Here is a 14681-nt window from a genome sequence, read left to right as displayed (position 1 = left end):
TAATAATATTGAACCGAATTCAAATCATTATCAGATTTCAATTGTATGATGAAAACCCTAGCCTTTATCCACGTCAATGACTCAGGCGCACCTGTGGGTGACTTCTCCCCAGTCACCTCGGTATTTTCCCATTATGAATTGGGCAATACGGTCTCACCATTTTTATTGCTCGACCATTTAGGGCCTGGGGTGCTTAAGCCAACAAAACTGAAAAAAGGTGTACTCGAACATCCACATCGCGGTTTTGAAACCGTGACCATGGTGTTTAAAGGTGAGCTTGAACATCGCGACAGTACGGGCGGTGGCGGTGTGATTGGCGAGGGCGATGTGCAGTGGATGACGGCAGCATCTGGTATTTTGCATGAAGAAGTGTTCAGCCAAGCTTTTGCACAGCGGGGTGGGCCATTTGAAATATTGCAACTCTGGGTGAATCTTCCTGCCAAAGATAAAATGAATCCTGCACGCTATCAAAGCTTAGCCAAAGCCAGTATTCCTGTAGTGAATTTAGCGCATGACGCAGGTTATGTACGTGTGATTGCAGGTGAATATGAAAAACACCGAGGCATTGCAGAAACTCATACCCCCATGCAGGTGTTTGATGTATATCTACGTGCAGGGCAAACACTGAATTTACCCGCATCGTCTGGTGATACCACATTGTTGTATCTACGTTCGGGGCAGTTACAGTTTACTGAGGCGGATGAACGTTTAAACGCACAGCATATGGCGGTCATGTCGAGTCAAGATGAAAATGTCGAATTTACGGCAATGGAAGACAGCCATCTTTTATATTTGTCAGCACAGCCTTTAAATGAACCTCTATATGGTCGAGGCTATTTTGTGATGAATCATTTTGATGAAGTGATGCAAGCCTATGAAGACTTAAAACAAAATCGTTTTTTTGCATGTAAATGTGAAAGCGCCAGATTTTAAGTCAGGCAAAAAATAAGCATACAAGTCCAGAAAACGCTGCTAGAATATTCAGACTTGTACAGTAGAATCACTGTGCAATATTTAATTATTTCGCATTAGCGTCTTGTGAATACGGCGCAAACCTCGCAGTTTTCCAGCAATCTCCAAATTTTATATTTTAATATTTTACAGTGCTTGTCATTGGGCTGACGTGTCTCTTCTCGAAAATAGACCTTGCCTGATCGTGACACTTCATTATACGTAGATAAAAATGCAAAAGGTTCATACGACAACGTTAAGCCGTGCCACATTGATGTTTCCATTGGCATTGGTTTTATTCGAATTTTCAGTCTATATCGGTAACGATTTAGTCCAGCCTGCGATGCTCGCCATTACCCAAGACTTTGGGGTGAGTAGCTCATGGGCACCATCTTCTATGTCTTTTTATTTACTCGGCGGTGCATGTGTTGCAGCAATATTAGGACCTTTGTCAGATCGGCTTGGACGCAAAACCGTACTGCTTGGTGGCGTGGCATTTTTTACCTTATGTTGTTTAGCTATTTTACTGACCCATAATATTGAAAGCTTTTTGACTTTACGCTTTTTACAAGGCTTTGGCTTATCTGTCATTTCTGCTGTCGGATATGCTGCGATTCAGGAAACCTTTGAAGAACGTGACGCCATTAAAGTCATGGCGCTCATGGCGAATATTTCCTTGCTCGCCCCTTTAATTGGTCCTGTGCTCGGTGCGTTTATGATTGACCACGTGTCATGGCATTGGGGCTTTATTGGTATCGCTTTTTTATCTTTTCTGAGTTGGTTTGGTTTAAAAGCCAAAATGCCAAAACAGCAAATCAGTATTCCTAAGCAGCCGATCAGTTATATTTTTGATGACTTTAAACAGGTGTTTAAAAATAAGCGCTTTTTAGCACTGACATTTGGTCTACCCATGGTGGCGATGCCTTTGATGCTATGGATTGCACTGTCACCCGTGATCTTGGTGGAACAGCTTGGACTCAGCAGCATGCAATATGGCTTGGCACAATTTCCAGTGTTGGGCGGTCTGATTATCGGTAATTTAGTGTTAATTAAAATCATCGATAAATCGCCTTTAGGCCAGTCGGTAATGATCGGCTTGCCACTCATGCTTTTGGGAACAGTATTCGTCGTGATGGGTACATTTAGCCAAACTTATTTTCTGACATTGCTGATTTTAGGCATGACCTTGGTGAGCTTTGGGGAAGGCATTAGTTTTTCGGTGTTGTATCGTTTTGCCTTAATGTCCTCAGATGTTTCCAAAGGCACGGTGGCAGCAGCAGTTTCAGTATTGATGATGGTGTCTTTCTTTGCTGTGATCGAGTTGGTACGCGTACTTTATGAAAGCTTTGGTTTGTGGGCGTATAGCTTGGCAGGTCTGGTTTTAATTGCGCTGTGGTTTAGTTTTCCACGTTCGATTGTGAAGCAAATTATGCAGCAGCGAAAAGCGGAAGGTGAGTTTTAAACGGATTCAACCTCGCATGTAGAGCTTAGGTAGCGTGAAATAAAAAAAGCCCAACAGCGTGATGAGACATGCTGTTGGGCTTTTTCATTGCAAGCTTTAATTTTGTGTTGCAGGTTGCTCAGACTGTTTTAATTTACGGTCAAAGATAAAAGGACCGAATGGGAGAATCGAAGCGATGAGACCCATTAGAAATACGCTGAGTGACCATTTCTGTTTTTCACAAACGACAAACAGCACTGCCAAGAAGGCAATAAACAAAACCCCATGACCCATACCGACATATTTCACCATAATTGGATTGTCCATGAGATATTTCATAGGCATGGCAATAAACAACAATAAGAGAAAGGAGATGCCTTCAAGTAGGCCCACAATACGTAAGGTCTTGATATTCATATGAAGTCTAAATTCAAAATAATTGAATCTTCGAGTGTACCTGAAACTCCAACAGGAACGAAGCGTTCCTGTTGAAATATATGATTCTAAGTTTTTGTATTTAAAGTTAATTCTGAGTTTTTAACTCGGATTAATCTTCTAAGCTAGCAAGCGCTTCTTCAAGCGAGCCTTGGTCAAATTCATAATTACAACCGAGTAAGACCATTGGACTTTTTCCAGTCATTTCAGACAAGCTCAGTTTATGATTAATCGCATGTAGGTCATTGGTTTCAGGCTCTGTACGCAAGATTTTTTCACCGCGGAAAAAAGGCTGATCGGCAAACATTGGATGCTGTTCAATGCCGAATTTCTTTGCCATTTTTTGCACATCAGCTTGGCGATAAATAGCAAATACAGCGTTGGAAGATAAGCCAATCTCTTGGGTTGGCATGCCAAAAAACTCAACAGGTTGCTTATTTTTATAGATATAAATAAAAGGTTGGTGAGGGTCATCATGACGCTTCCAACCTAGCTTCGGTAGGTCTTTTTCATAGTCTGATAAGACTTGACTATAATCGTCATAGTCGGACTGACATTCTAAAACACGTTTTAATTCGTTGGCAGTGGGTGCTGCAAATACGCTGCTTGCAGTGAAAGCACTTACTGCCAAGAGTATAGAAATTCTAAGGTTTTTAAATAATTGTGTGGAAAGTTGCATTGTTATCTCTATTTCAAAGTTATTTAATTTCAGCATGAATTAATTGCGTTCTGAGTCGTATTAACTCTGGCAAGGTTTCTAATAATAAACTGATCTGCTTGAGCACCAGTTGCAGGTGATTAGACAGTATTTCTTCGGTATTGATTGTTTGAATTTCGAAAAGTTTTTGCTGTATATGAGTCATATCTAACGGTATGTGTTGTCGCAGCACCTCATCCAGCGTTTGTTGGCACCATTGCAGCAGTTCCAATACTTGCGCATCCAGTACTTGCTCTCGATGACTGCCCAAGGCAGAAATATAACTGAGCTGACTATGGCTATAGACCAAGTAGCGAAAGGCATGATGAATCAAGTTTTGGTCAGGTTCTGGTTCAGTACTGAGGCTGGAAATCATGCTTGCCAGTTCGGTCTGGGCATTATGTGCAGCACGACGTGCACGGCGGTAAGCAATGCTATTGGTTTTACCTTGTACATATTGCTCAACCACGGCATCAAAATAATTTAAGGTTGCGTCAGAACTTTTTTCTATGGTTTTGGATATGTTTCGAAAATTCCAATCTGGCCAAATGGTGTTGACAGCAATCCATGCAATCAAGCAACCAATCAGTGTATCTATAATGCGGGGTAAAATGACCGCATAGCCTGCACCTTTTAAGTTGAAAATAAGCAGGACCATCAGTGTAGCCATTAAGGTTGCCATGGCGTATTTTTTGGCACTTAAATAGAAAAAGCACACACCAAAAATAATGGTAAGGAGCAGTTGTCCTTCTACACTGGGTACAAAATACAAGACGGGTATGCCGAGCAAGACCCCTAACAATGTGCCTAATGTGCGCATTTTGAGTCGACTTTTGGTCGCAAAATAGCGCATTTGGCAGACAAATAAACTGGTCAGCAAAATCCAATAACCGTTTTTAGCAAAAGGCAGTAGCGAAATGGCGTAGCCCAGTGCAAAGACAAAGGCAATGCGTACAGCATGGCGAAACAGCGCGGATTCAGGTGTTAGGTGTTGCTTTAATTTGAGCCATAAGTCATGTACGCCATGAATATCGTCATCCAATAAATTGAGATTGTCGACATGCTGTTGATAGTGTTGCTGTTGCTGACGATCTAAATCATTTATATGGTTAAAACGCTCTTGCACACTGTCTAAATTGCTTAAAATCAATTGCAGATTTTTCACTTCAATATTTTGCGGGTTGTCACGAATCCATTCTTGCATAGAGTCATGCAAGTTATTCAACGCTTGGGCAGCAACGGGGTTGGGTTGAAATGGCTGCTGATGCAAAATGCAGCGCGCGAGTTGTTGGCAGGCTTGGGCTTGCAGACGAATATTTTTCTGAAAGCGAAAAATCAAATCGGTACGACTAAAATTTTGATGAATTTGCTCGTAGTGCAAATAATTGGCGCTGGCTTGCTCATGTATGTCTTGGGCAAGGAAATATAAATTGAGCCAATACATGGTGTTTTTATTGGCGCGAGAGGCTTTAAGTCGGGTTAATAGCGAGGCTTTGGTAGTATTGAAGCTTTGGACCACCTCGCTATTTTTGAGTGATAATTGGTATAAAAGTCCTTCAACATTTTCGACATTATCAGGGTCAAATAAACGGGCTTTGGCATCTAATAGAGCGGCAATTTGGCTAAAACAACGGGACAAATTGTCTTGTACAGGCAAAGAGGGCTTAATTAAATAGAACACAATGGCGATCAGCCCATACCATAAAACCCCTAAAACATAGCATGTGGGCTGAAAATACCAATCTTGATATTCTCCCAAGCCGAACATGGTATAGATAGAGAGCAGAATGGTGCCAAAGGAGATTGTGGCGTAACGTTGCCCCAACGCACCCAATAAAATAAAGCCTGCACTCGATAGGGATAAATATAAAATAAACAGTAATTTATAGGGATATAGAAAATCTAAAATACTGCTCACGCAAAAAAATAACAGGCAGACAAAAGCAAGGTTGCGTAGTCGTATGCTGAGTCGGTCATCAAAATCAGTCAGGGCAGTGGCGATTGCACCGAGTGTGACAGGAACAATCAGTTGATTCTGCCCCAAAAAATACAGTCCTAAGGTGCTACCCGACAGCACGATACAAATTTGCAGGCAATACATCACGATTGCACTAGATTGAAACTGCTGAAACCAAGAGAGTCGCGTGTTCACAGGCAATGACATGCTCAGTATGTTTTGGAAATTAGACTGAGCTTTTTTCGCTGTACTGTCAATTTTTATTCAATAAAAAAGCGGACTTAAAGTCCGCTTCTAAAGGCATGTAATTTCGATTATTTAATCACACCACAGGCAATGCGATCACCGCCACCGCCTAATGGTTTAGGATCATCAGAGTAGTTATCACCACCAGCATGAACCATGATTGCTAAGCCTTGAACATCTGCCAATTTTAGACGTGGCGCAATTAAATTAACTTTCGCTGTACCGTCGGTTTGAACTTGTAGAATTGGTAAATCACCCATGTGTCCAGTTAAAGGCGTACCATGGTTAGGTGCAGCTTTCGGATTAAAATGACCACCTGCTGCAAGAGCAGCACCGGCTTTTCCATCTTTTTCCGCAGGAGAACAAGAGCCTTTCTCATGGATATGGAAACCATGTGGGCCGGGTGGTAATTGGCTTAAATTTGTATTGATGACGAGCCCAGCAGGGCTATCGATCAATTGAATTTGACCAATACTTGGACCAACACCTTGCGCCGATACAGCATTCACCGTAACGGTTTTAGCATTTAAGCCAGTAGAGGTTGGGGTATTGGCACAGCCTGTGAAAATGAAAGCGCTGATTGCGGCTAAGGCACTCAGTTTAAATAAAGAAGACATCATGGGCATCCTGTCTGTTTTATGGTTTAAACCATTGAAGCAGAAGCTTCGACAGGATGACAGCCAATTTAAGTATTTGATTGTAAAGTTTGTTTAAGCCAACTGGATGATTTACATCTTATTTGCTAGGTGTATCGTCCGAAGCATCCAACTCGTGAGCCATCGTGGCTTTAGGCATCATCACGGGTTCAATATTGGTTTCGTGTAGCCATTCACGCCAAATAGCGAGGAGTACAGCCAAAATAACAGGACCAATAAATAAACCGACCAAACCGAAGCTAGCAATACCGCCTAGTACACCGAACATGATCAACAGGAATGGAATTTGAGTCGCCCCTGAAATCACCAATGGACGAATGACATTGTCGGCAGTACTGACGATACATACACCCCATGCCATGACACCAATGGCTTCGATCGTTTGACCTTGTGAAAATAACCACAACGAAACGGCGGTATAAGAAATCGGTGGACCAAATGGGATCAATGCCAACATGAATGTAATGATGGTCAGCAGCATCGGATTAGGCACACCTGCCACAAAGTAACTGAGACCAGCCAGCAAAGCTTGGGCAATCGCGGTTAAGCCTATGCCATAAACCACAGCACGTGTGGTGTCTGAAATAGTCGCAAGATAATGATGAATACGTGGACCAATCACCATCTCTAGTGCTTTACTTACCTGACTTAAAATGGTTTGACCATCACGGTAGAAGAAGAACAACGACATCACGGCAAAACACAGTTTGAAAATATTTTTGCTGACTTCGCTAAATAACACTTTGCCGTAATTGAGATGACCTTGGAACCAAATTTGCACGGATTGAATAATACTGTTTGGATCACTGTTCAGCTCATTCAGCGTGCGAGTAATTTCTTTGCCAACAAAAGGCAAATGACGAATAAAGTCAGGAACGTTGACATGACCTGAGAACACTTGCTTTTGTAGTTCAAAATACAAATTACGACCTTCATGCTGTAACAGGAAAATCGAAAAAATCACGGGTAAGCCAACCACCAAGATGACCAATAAAATCATTAAAGTCGCGCTTAAATTGGCACGATTACCACAAAAACGATGTACAGACTGATATAAAGGCCACGTCATATAGGCAATAATCGCCGCCCAAACGACAGGTACAATAAAGTATTTGAGGACACTAAAGCTCAAAAAAATCAGGATAAAGAATAATCCAAATAACAACACTTTTTGTAAAGTTGGTGCGAAGGTTGGCAATGATGTCTCGGTATTTTTCTTCAAGGTGTGCTCAATCTTAACTGAAAAAAAAGCTCCCGAAAACGAGAGCTTGTTAAGTTATGGTGAATATCTTTCAATCTCGATTGCGGATTGATATATCAATGACGTTGAATATGACGTGCTAAATGGATTAAAACCATTCCGATTCATCTTCAATAATGGCATTGAGCACAGGTTGCCATTGTTGTTGCATTGCCAAATAGGCTTTTTGAGGCTTATCAAACACCGTTAAACCTTGCATTGCCAATTGTCCGTATGCGCTACGTTCAGAGATCCATGCCACTGGTTGTTGCTCGACTTTATGAAAGAAATCTTGAATCTCTTTGGAATTGGCTGAATTGGGTTTGACACGATTGGCTAACAGTAAAATTTGTACTTTGCCTTTACGTATGCGTTTGATGTCTTGTAAATGCTTTAGAAATCGACGGGTCGAATCAATATCAAAGAACGAGGGTTGTAGTGGCGTGATAATCGCATGTGCTTCACTGACCAACTGATCGGCGTGATCCCCAGACAGTGCACCCGGTGCATCAATAATTAAATATTCAATGCCTTTCGGTACATCACCAATCGATTTTTCATGACGCCAATCTAAGCTCTGAATCGGCGCAGCATTTTCAGGTCGATGTTTCAGCCATTGACGAGCAGACTTTTGATTATCGGCATCTGCCAATCCGACTTTATAGCCTTTTTGTGCTAAAGCCGATGCTAAACTGATTGCTGTAATGGTTTTGCCACAACCACCTTTCTGATTGGCAATTAAGATTGTTTTCATTGACCTAAATCGATTTTATTCTGCTCATCCCTAGCATATCATTCTTTAATGCGAGGAATATGACAAAGGACTAAAGTCTTGGGTATTCCTGAAAATAGTCATGTAGCAAATTAAAATATTTAGGAATTTTAAATGTCTGTCTGGATGGCCATGTTAATTGGCGCAGCTATAGGAATTGTACTGACCACCCTAATTTTAAGTGGCAGTCGCAATGGTCGAATTAAGGCAGAGTACGAGCAATATATTGCAGAGCTAGAACTAGAACATCAGCAAGCTTTGGCACATGCACAAAAGCGCAGCGTCAATACCAGTCGTGCAGTGCTCAAAGGTAAAATGGCGGAGCAAATGGCACCGATCATGCCTCAATTTCAATACTTACCGAGTGATGCGAAATTTTTAGGCGATCCCATCGACTATATGGTATTTGACGGTTATACCGACTATCGTGATGGTGACGGTCGCGCTGAAGACATTGAAGTGGTACTGATTGATATTAAAAGTGGGGGCGCGCGTTTAACCAAAGGTCAGCAAGCGATTGCGCAAGCGGTTGCTGAAGGACGCGTACGCTTTGAAACCATTCGCATTGATTTTGAAGAACTATAAGTTTGCTGTGACATACGCTGAATATTGGCGAAGGACTGTATCTCTTTCATGCAAAAATTACTAATAGCAGCTGCGCTTTTTGCCCTCATGCTGTGGATTTGGTCTGAATATTTTCGTGCCATTCCAAATTTGCAACAAACTGGCGTACTGAAAAACTTTCAGGTTACGCCTAGCACGGCATTTTCGGGTCAATATTTAGTGTTGGATAAACGCTACTACAGTGCGAGTGGCCGTACCTTACACCCTGCATCACCGACCGTCGTGGGTGGCTTTCAAGACTTGGCTTATGTCAGTAATATTGACCTGTTACTGAGTTCAGGATCAGCAGATATTCAGTCTTTAGAAGACCAGCTTGATTGGTCGCAGCAAAACCGATGTTTTAGTGTAAAAGAGAAAAAGGTTCCATCGACACAATTTGAACAGTTAAAAGCTGAATTGCAAAATGTCAGTGTCATTGCACAATCAGAAGCAGTTGCAAATCGTATTCGTCGCTTAAAATCAGGTGATCGCGTAGAAATCCAAGGTGAATGGGTGGATGTGCATTCAATCAAAACTGGGAAGTCGTATAACACCTTTAATGTGTTGAATAAAAAGCCCTGTCACATCCTAAAAATCAATAGCATAACCCGCATAAAATAATGCAGTTGAAGAGACTCACGCGCTGAATGCAAATGGTGTATTTATATTGGGATATAACTACACCATTAATCTAATTTTCGTGCCCGTGCCAGTAGCATACGTCGTCCAATTTTAGGAATGCCTTCTGCATCAAAATATTCACATTGCATGAACTCAAATTGGGCATCTTTAAGTAATTTCTCCATATTTCGGTTGAGATGACAGCCATCTGCAACTTTTTTCTGAATGGGTGTGAGGAGATGTTGAAGCTGCTGAATGCGTTGATTTTCATTGTGTAGCACATGTTCGAGCAAATGAAAGGTGCCGCTAGGTTTTAGCACACGATAGATTTCATCAAGAGCTTGCTGCACATGGGCAATGCTGCACAGTGTCCACGTACTCACAATATGGTCTAAGCTCGCGTCGGCAAAGGGGAGTTTCTCTGCACTTGCTTGGACATGGTGCACTTCAAACGGTGTGGCATGAATACGCTCTGCAGCCAAATGGTAAATATCTGCATTCGGTTCAAGTGCATATAAAGTATTGACATTTTGGTAAAATGCTAAATTTAATCCAGTGCCAAAACCAATTTCCAAAACTTCACCAGAGAGCGGCAAAAGCAATTCACGGCGTTTATCCATCAAACTTGGCGTTTGCATCACCTGATTGAGTAAATGCGGAAAAATATGCTGCTGATAAAACTTATAAATCATTTTTAATCTTTATTGTTTACTATGAGCGTGAGTGTACTGGAACTGGTTCTGAGCTGTCATGCTTAGACTGACTGAATTACTGTATTTTGTTACCAAGTTCATAAGGTTTATACCCAACATCTGCGTAATATAGAGTTACAACTACCACCAATACATTTCAAAACTGAATTTAAGCCTTCAGTTTAAGTTTATTTTCAGCTTTGAATTTTAGCCTGACGAGATTGTAACTATTGCAGAACGCCAAAATGCATTTTTGGCAATCAATTTACAGTCGATGATTTGGTCGTTGCATGAAGTGTAAATTGTAGAATATAAGTTAGAGATAAAGAGGATAACTTGATGATCAAACGAATAGTATTAAGTACTGTACTGGCAGGCTTATTATTGAATGTCGGTGTTCAAGCCTCTACAGATAATAATATTGCCAAAGGGCTCTCGCCAGTGGCTAAAGGTCAGTCCATTTCATCCCTGAAAGAATTTAAAGGTGATTTTCGAATTTTAGGTTCAAAAACCTACCAGTCTGATGAACAAGCCAAATTTTCACCGATTGATTATGCAGTGAGTTGGGGGCTATTTGCAGAGCCTGAAATTGCACGAACTATTTCAGTTAATCAATATGACCGTTTCCTGAACTGGAAAATGGATCGTGTTCCTGTACCTCAAAAGCAAGCCATGATGATGGTCTCGAATATGCACATTATTCCGGCCAATCCACACATTGCGAAACAAATTACCCAAGTGAAACGTGGTGATTTGGTGCGTCTAAAAGGCGATTTGGTTGAAGTGAAGGATAATGATTTGGTCTGGACATCTTCACTAACCCCAACCGATACTGGTGATGGCGCATGTGAAGTATTTCGGGTGAGTTCGATTCAGTGGATTGAGAAAGTGAAAGGCTAATCGGTCGATATTCACTTTTTCGTTTAATAATTAAGTATGAGATGATGAAAAATACGATGAAGCAGCTTTTTATTGGGCTGACGATGGCCTTTGGTTTAACTTTAGCGGGATGTACCAGCATCAGTTCTACAGTCGATGGTAAAACGCATGTCTTTACCGAACAGCAAAATTGCCCTGCATTGTTGGAAATGGATCGTGGGCAAACCCTAGAACTTCTACTGAATGAGAACCCAAGTACAGGTTTTATGTGGTCCTTGGTTGCACAACCAAAATTATTCAAAGTTGAAGAAATTTATCAATCTGATCAGCAAAAAATTGAAAACGACCAAGCTCCAATGGTGGATGTGGGTGGGAAAAAAGTCTATCGGTTTACTGCCATACAGGCGGGTGAAGAGTTGCTGCATTTAAAACATGCAAGAACTTGGGAACAGGCGCCTATTGATGAATGGACATGCCGAGTTCGAATTTCTTAATGTATTGCTTTTAATTAAGTAGATTCTTTAGCTTTGATTAGCGCAAATGAATCTCATTGGGAAGTGACTTTACTTTTGTCGGGCCAAAAGTAACAAAAGCCCTTTGTTTTTCTGATGATGCATCCCTGCATCACAGAAAAACGGCCAGCATCCCTGCTGGCTTCCGCGTATCGATGAGCAGTTGAGCGTCAGCAATACGGCTAGTGTATTATTTCGCTGTCAGCGCTTGACCATCAAACTGGATGCCTTCCCAACCATTTTGCATAAACTGACGAATGTTTTGATGATCGCTGGCTTCAGGTGTTGCCAATACAGATGCATAATGTTCAGCAAACAGGCTCAAGGTTTCAGCTTGGTTTAAACCATTCAATTGAGCAAAAGAAAATACTTTTGCACTGCCTTGATTTTCAGTCGCAGCATTCACTTGTTTACCATTGGTAAAAGCGGTCGGTGTATGATTGTAACGTGTTTCGATATATGCAATTACATCTGAAAATTGAGCAGTCCCTGCTTGAAGCTGTGCCAATAATTCCTGAGCCATAGTGTCCTCAAATCATAAAAAATGTTGCAAAGTGTGCCGACTATAGCAAGTTTTTCGCTAAATTTTTAAGACTATTTGCGTAAATTAAATGCGTGTATAGTGGTTTATCGAAGCAGGTGAATGTATCTGCTAGATCGGTATGAAATAACCCAATAGGAAAATTATGAACTGGCTTTTGGTCGCACTGGGCGGTGCAATCGGTGCAACTTTTCGTTATGGCACTGGTGTTTTACTGATAAAACCGACAGGTTTATTTCCATGGACGACGTGGTGGGTCAATATTTTTGGTTGTTTCCTTGCTGGTGTGTTCTTTGCATTTAGTCAAAAATATCCAGCGCTACAAACGGAAGCACGTTTATTTTTGATGGTGGGTATATTGGGTGGCTTTACCACATTTTCGAGTTTTGGCTTGGAAACCTTTCAGCTCCTTCGTCAGGGACAAAGTGCTATGGCGTTTAGTTATGCACTTTCGAGTTTAATAATTGGTGTTATTGTATTGGGGTTGGGCTATTACCTATTCCAAAGTATTCTAAAATTTGAATAAAAATAACAAATAATTAATCGATTTAAAAAATGACAGATAAAAAAAGAAGCTCAGGCTGGAGGAGGGGATCCCTGAACTTCTTTAATAGTTTTACTTTAAAAGCAGAAACTTAACTGAATATGAACTTATTGTGAGCGTTTGAAACGTGCAAAACGTTTATTAAAGTTCGCAATACGACCTTCATTATTGGCTTGACGTTGTTCACCCGTATAAAAAGGATGTGATGCGCTCGAAATATCCAGTGTCACATAAGGATAAGTCTTCCCTTCATACTCTTTGGTTTGATTGCTGTTTAAGGTGCTGCCAATGACAAAAAAGGCATTGGCATTGGTGTCATGAAATAACACTTCACGGTATTCGGGATGAATGTTTGTACGCATTTTAGTCTTCCTCAAATTGAGTGATATAAGATATGTTATAACATAACAACTAAAAATGCAAATATTGCCCGAACAGTGTCGGGCAATACTGATGTTACTTAGATCATACTTAAGCAGTGGGTGGCACTAATTCATTAAAGAGATCTGTTAAATCATCATTCACTTTCAAATGAATCAAGTTCCAATAATGACCAGACACTGTACGATTCACCATTAAAGTATCTGGTGATGGCTTAAATACATCCCAATATTTCAGTGACGGTTTGATCAGCTCCACACCATCATGATGGGCAGAGTTTTCTGCAAAATCATATTGCGTGGTGAGTGGACGCATAAGGACTTCAAGCCACTGCTCATAAAGTGCTTCAGGGAATTTACCGAGTTCATTCAAGGATTGAAGCGCATCTAAATGTTGTTCCATTTGTGCAATATCATGCTGACGTGCAGCATTAATCAACTGTTTAAAATGGGACACGATGTCAGGAGATATGGTTTTGACACCACCATAGTCATAGACGATGACCGAACCATCTTCACGAAAGGCAAAGTTCCCAGGATGCGGATCACAGTGGAAGCGCTTGAGGAAGAATATTTCTTGTCCGATGGCTCTGAATAGACGTCGGCCTAATTCGTTACGTGTTTGCTGTGACCATGTACTTGCAGTTTCCATACTTTCCCCAAGCTCAAGGCTCAGGGTTAAAATATGCCGCGAAGAGTAGTCGTTAAAGACCTGTGGAATAATGATTTTACTATCAAGGGCACTGTGAAAAGCACGTGCCACATCGAGGTTTTGAGCCTCAATTTCATAGTTCAGCTCATTGTCCAAACTTTCTTGAATTTCTTTAAATAGCTTGTCTTGTAGCTTACGGTCAATTTTTAATACACCCATCAGGCGTAGTGCCAAACGGACTTGTTTTAAGTCACTCTCACAGGCTTCATCTACACCTGGGTATTGCACTTTCACCACGACTTGCTGACCATTTGGCAGCACAGCTTTGTGCACTTGACCAATCGACGCTGCGGCAAAAGGCGTTTCATCAAAACTTTTAAAAATTTGGGTGAGGGGTTTACCAAGCTCTTTTTCGACTTGTGCCTTAATGTCAGCAAAGGGCATTGGTGGCGCTTGGCGTTGTAATTTACTAATCGCCTTCGCCACTTCAGGTGGGAAAATATCTTTGTACTGTGAGGCAATTTGCCCCACTTTCATCACGGCACCTTTCATTTCACCGAGCGTATCTGCAATTTGCAGACCGATGTCCTGAAAAAGTTTGCTACGAGAGGCATTTTTCTGCTCTTCGTCAGCAGTGAGATTACGAATTGAATTTGAGACGGTTTTGGTTGCAATACTTGCGGTCATGCCTGCAAGCTTCATAAAGCGACGACCGGGAGTACTAGCCGTTTTTGCCATGTGATGTTCCTCAAGATCATCAATTTATTATCTATGACTGATCATAGGTGACAAAACACAAACTGCATACTTTAATTTGTTAAGACTTTATTTCTGTTGATAAAGCGCTTGGCAAAAATGTAAG

Annotated in this window: 17 protein-coding genes; 7 read left to right on the top strand and 10 right to left on the bottom strand. The window is 41.2% G+C overall.

Features of this window, described 5'->3' with window-relative positions:
• Positions 1–48 precede the first annotated feature (48 nt).
• Complete coding sequence (locus B9T33_RS06895; protein WP_086178314.1) at positions 49–933, top strand: pirin family protein; 885 nt, start codon at positions 49–51, stop codon at positions 931–933.
• Positions 934–1183: 250 nt separating this feature from the next.
• Entirely contained in the window at positions 1184–2413 is a 1230-nt protein-coding gene (locus tag B9T33_RS06890; protein WP_086178200.1) for an MFS transporter, read from the top strand.
• A 96-nt stretch (positions 2414–2509) separates the two neighbouring features.
• Here the strand turns inward: B9T33_RS06890 and B9T33_RS06885 are convergent, their stop codons facing one another.
• The 6 genes from B9T33_RS06885 to B9T33_RS06860 all read right to left on the bottom strand — a co-directional run bounded on the left by B9T33_RS06885 (position 2510) and on the right by B9T33_RS06860 (position 8377).
• Positions 2510–2809 (bottom strand): DUF3817 domain-containing protein, encoded by a 300-nt coding sequence (locus B9T33_RS06885; RefSeq protein ID WP_086178199.1) that lies wholly within the window; start codon positions 2807–2809, stop codon positions 2510–2512.
• A gap of 130 nt (positions 2810–2939) precedes the next feature.
• Positions 2940–3506 (bottom strand): hypothetical protein, encoded by a 567-nt coding sequence (locus tag B9T33_RS06880; RefSeq protein ID WP_086178198.1) that lies wholly within the window; start codon positions 3504–3506, stop codon positions 2940–2942.
• 19 nt (positions 3507–3525) lie between these two features.
• Positions 3526–5676, bottom strand: a complete 2151-nt coding sequence (yccS, locus tag B9T33_RS06875; protein WP_416202587.1) for a YccS family putative transporter — start codon at positions 5674–5676, stop codon at positions 3526–3528.
• Between the two features lie 119 nt (positions 5677–5795).
• Entirely contained in the window at positions 5796–6344 is a 549-nt protein-coding gene (gene sodC / locus B9T33_RS06870) for a superoxide dismutase family protein (protein WP_171263591.1), read from the bottom strand.
• Positions 6345–6462: 118 nt separating this feature from the next.
• Positions 6463–7581, bottom strand: coding sequence for an AI-2E family transporter (locus B9T33_RS06865; protein ID WP_086178313.1), 1119 nt, complete (start codon positions 7579–7581; stop codon positions 6463–6465).
• Between the two features lie 151 nt (positions 7582–7732).
• Positions 7733–8377, bottom strand: a complete 645-nt coding sequence (locus B9T33_RS06860; RefSeq protein WP_086178195.1) for a ParA family protein — start codon at positions 8375–8377, stop codon at positions 7733–7735.
• Between the two features lie 132 nt (positions 8378–8509).
• Between B9T33_RS06860 and B9T33_RS06855 the strand changes: the two genes are divergently transcribed.
• Entirely contained in the window at positions 8510–8980 is a 471-nt protein-coding gene (locus B9T33_RS06855; protein WP_086178194.1) for a Holliday junction resolvase-like protein, read from the top strand.
• Between the two features lie 48 nt (positions 8981–9028).
• Entirely contained in the window at positions 9029–9619 is a 591-nt protein-coding gene (locus tag B9T33_RS06850) for a hypothetical protein (RefSeq protein ID WP_086178193.1), read from the top strand.
• 65 nt (positions 9620–9684) lie between these two features.
• Here B9T33_RS06850 and B9T33_RS06845 read toward each other — a convergent pair whose 3' ends face one another.
• Positions 9685–10311 (bottom strand): class I SAM-dependent methyltransferase, encoded by a 627-nt coding sequence (locus tag B9T33_RS06845; protein ID WP_086178192.1) that lies wholly within the window; start codon positions 10309–10311, stop codon positions 9685–9687.
• A gap of 339 nt (positions 10312–10650) precedes the next feature.
• Between B9T33_RS06845 and B9T33_RS06840 the strand changes: the two genes are divergently transcribed.
• Both B9T33_RS06840 and B9T33_RS06835 read left to right on the top strand, forming a co-directional pair.
• On the top strand, positions 10651–11211 hold the full coding sequence (locus B9T33_RS06840; RefSeq protein WP_086178191.1) for a hypothetical protein: 561 nt from the start codon (positions 10651–10653) through the stop codon (positions 11209–11211).
• Positions 11212–11267: 56 nt separating this feature from the next.
• Positions 11268–11684: a protease inhibitor I42 family protein gene (locus B9T33_RS06835; protein ID WP_086178312.1), complete on the top strand. Its 417-nt coding sequence runs from the start codon at positions 11268–11270 to the stop codon at positions 11682–11684.
• A gap of 208 nt (positions 11685–11892) precedes the next feature.
• On the opposite strand, the gene B9T33_RS06830 is transcribed toward B9T33_RS06835, so the two are convergent.
• The gene (locus B9T33_RS06830; RefSeq protein ID WP_086178190.1) at positions 11893–12225 is read right to left on the bottom strand and encodes a HopJ type III effector protein; all 333 of its coding nucleotides are present in this window, start codon (positions 12223–12225) and stop codon (positions 11893–11895) included.
• Positions 12226–12388: 163 nt separating this feature from the next.
• Here B9T33_RS06830 and crcB point away from each other — a divergent pair, with 163 nt between their 5' ends.
• The gene (gene crcB / locus B9T33_RS06825) at positions 12389–12769 is read left to right on the top strand and encodes a fluoride efflux transporter CrcB (protein ID WP_086178189.1); all 381 of its coding nucleotides are present in this window, start codon (positions 12389–12391) and stop codon (positions 12767–12769) included.
• A gap of 125 nt (positions 12770–12894) precedes the next feature.
• On the opposite strand, the gene B9T33_RS06820 is transcribed toward crcB, so the two are convergent.
• Both B9T33_RS06820 and B9T33_RS06815 read right to left on the bottom strand, forming a co-directional pair.
• Positions 12895–13149 (bottom strand): type B 50S ribosomal protein L31, encoded by a 255-nt coding sequence (locus B9T33_RS06820; RefSeq protein WP_086178188.1) that lies wholly within the window; start codon positions 13147–13149, stop codon positions 12895–12897.
• A gap of 109 nt (positions 13150–13258) precedes the next feature.
• Positions 13259–14557 carry an ABC1 kinase family protein gene (locus B9T33_RS06815; protein ID WP_086178187.1) on the bottom strand — a complete coding sequence of 433 codons (1299 nt, stop codon included), beginning with the start codon at positions 14555–14557 and terminating at the stop codon, positions 13259–13261.
• Between the last annotated feature and the right edge of the window lie 124 nt (positions 14558–14681).

It is taken from the genome of Acinetobacter sp. ANC 5054, assembly GCF_002135295.1.
GTDB lineage: Bacteria > Pseudomonadota > Gammaproteobacteria > Pseudomonadales > Moraxellaceae > Acinetobacter.
This window is presented reverse-complemented; position numbering and strand designations above follow the sequence as displayed.

Bases quoted from the DNA above. Each gene is read 5' to 3' on its own strand.
- B9T33_RS06895 (WP_086178314.1), top strand. From the start codon at position 49: ATGAAAACCCTAGCCTTTATCCACGTCAATGACTCAGGCGCACCTGTG.
- B9T33_RS06890 (WP_086178200.1), top strand. From the start codon at position 1,184: ATGCAAAAGGTTCATACGACAACGTTAAGCCGTGCCACATTGATGTTT.
- B9T33_RS06885 (WP_086178199.1), bottom strand. From the start codon at position 2,809: ATGAATATCAAGACCTTACGTATTGTGGGCCTACTTGAAGGCATCTCC.
- B9T33_RS06880 (WP_086178198.1), bottom strand. From the start codon at position 3,506: ATGCAACTTTCCACACAATTATTTAAAAACCTTAGAATTTCTATACTC.
- sodC (WP_171263591.1), bottom strand. From the start codon at position 6,344: ATGTCTTCTTTATTTAAACTGAGTGCCTTAGCCGCAATCAGCGCTTTC.
- B9T33_RS06860 (WP_086178195.1), bottom strand. From the start codon at position 8,377: ATGAAAACAATCTTAATTGCCAATCAGAAAGGTGGTTGTGGCAAAACC.
- B9T33_RS06855 (WP_086178194.1), top strand. From the start codon at position 8,510: ATGTCTGTCTGGATGGCCATGTTAATTGGCGCAGCTATAGGAATTGTA.
- B9T33_RS06850 (WP_086178193.1), top strand. From the start codon at position 9,029: ATGCAAAAATTACTAATAGCAGCTGCGCTTTTTGCCCTCATGCTGTGG.
- B9T33_RS06845 (WP_086178192.1), bottom strand. From the start codon at position 10,311: ATGATTTATAAGTTTTATCAGCAGCATATTTTTCCGCATTTACTCAAT.
- B9T33_RS06840 (WP_086178191.1), top strand. From the start codon at position 10,651: ATGATCAAACGAATAGTATTAAGTACTGTACTGGCAGGCTTATTATTG.
- B9T33_RS06835 (WP_086178312.1), top strand. From the start codon at position 11,268: ATGAAGCAGCTTTTTATTGGGCTGACGATGGCCTTTGGTTTAACTTTA.
- B9T33_RS06830 (WP_086178190.1), bottom strand. From the start codon at position 12,225: ATGGCTCAGGAATTATTGGCACAGCTTCAAGCAGGGACTGCTCAATTT.
- crcB (WP_086178189.1), top strand. From the start codon at position 12,389: ATGAACTGGCTTTTGGTCGCACTGGGCGGTGCAATCGGTGCAACTTTT.
- B9T33_RS06820 (WP_086178188.1), bottom strand. From the start codon at position 13,149: ATGCGTACAAACATTCATCCCGAATACCGTGAAGTGTTATTTCATGAC.
- B9T33_RS06815 (WP_086178187.1), bottom strand. From the start codon at position 14,557: ATGGCAAAAACGGCTAGTACTCCCGGTCGTCGCTTTATGAAGCTTGCA.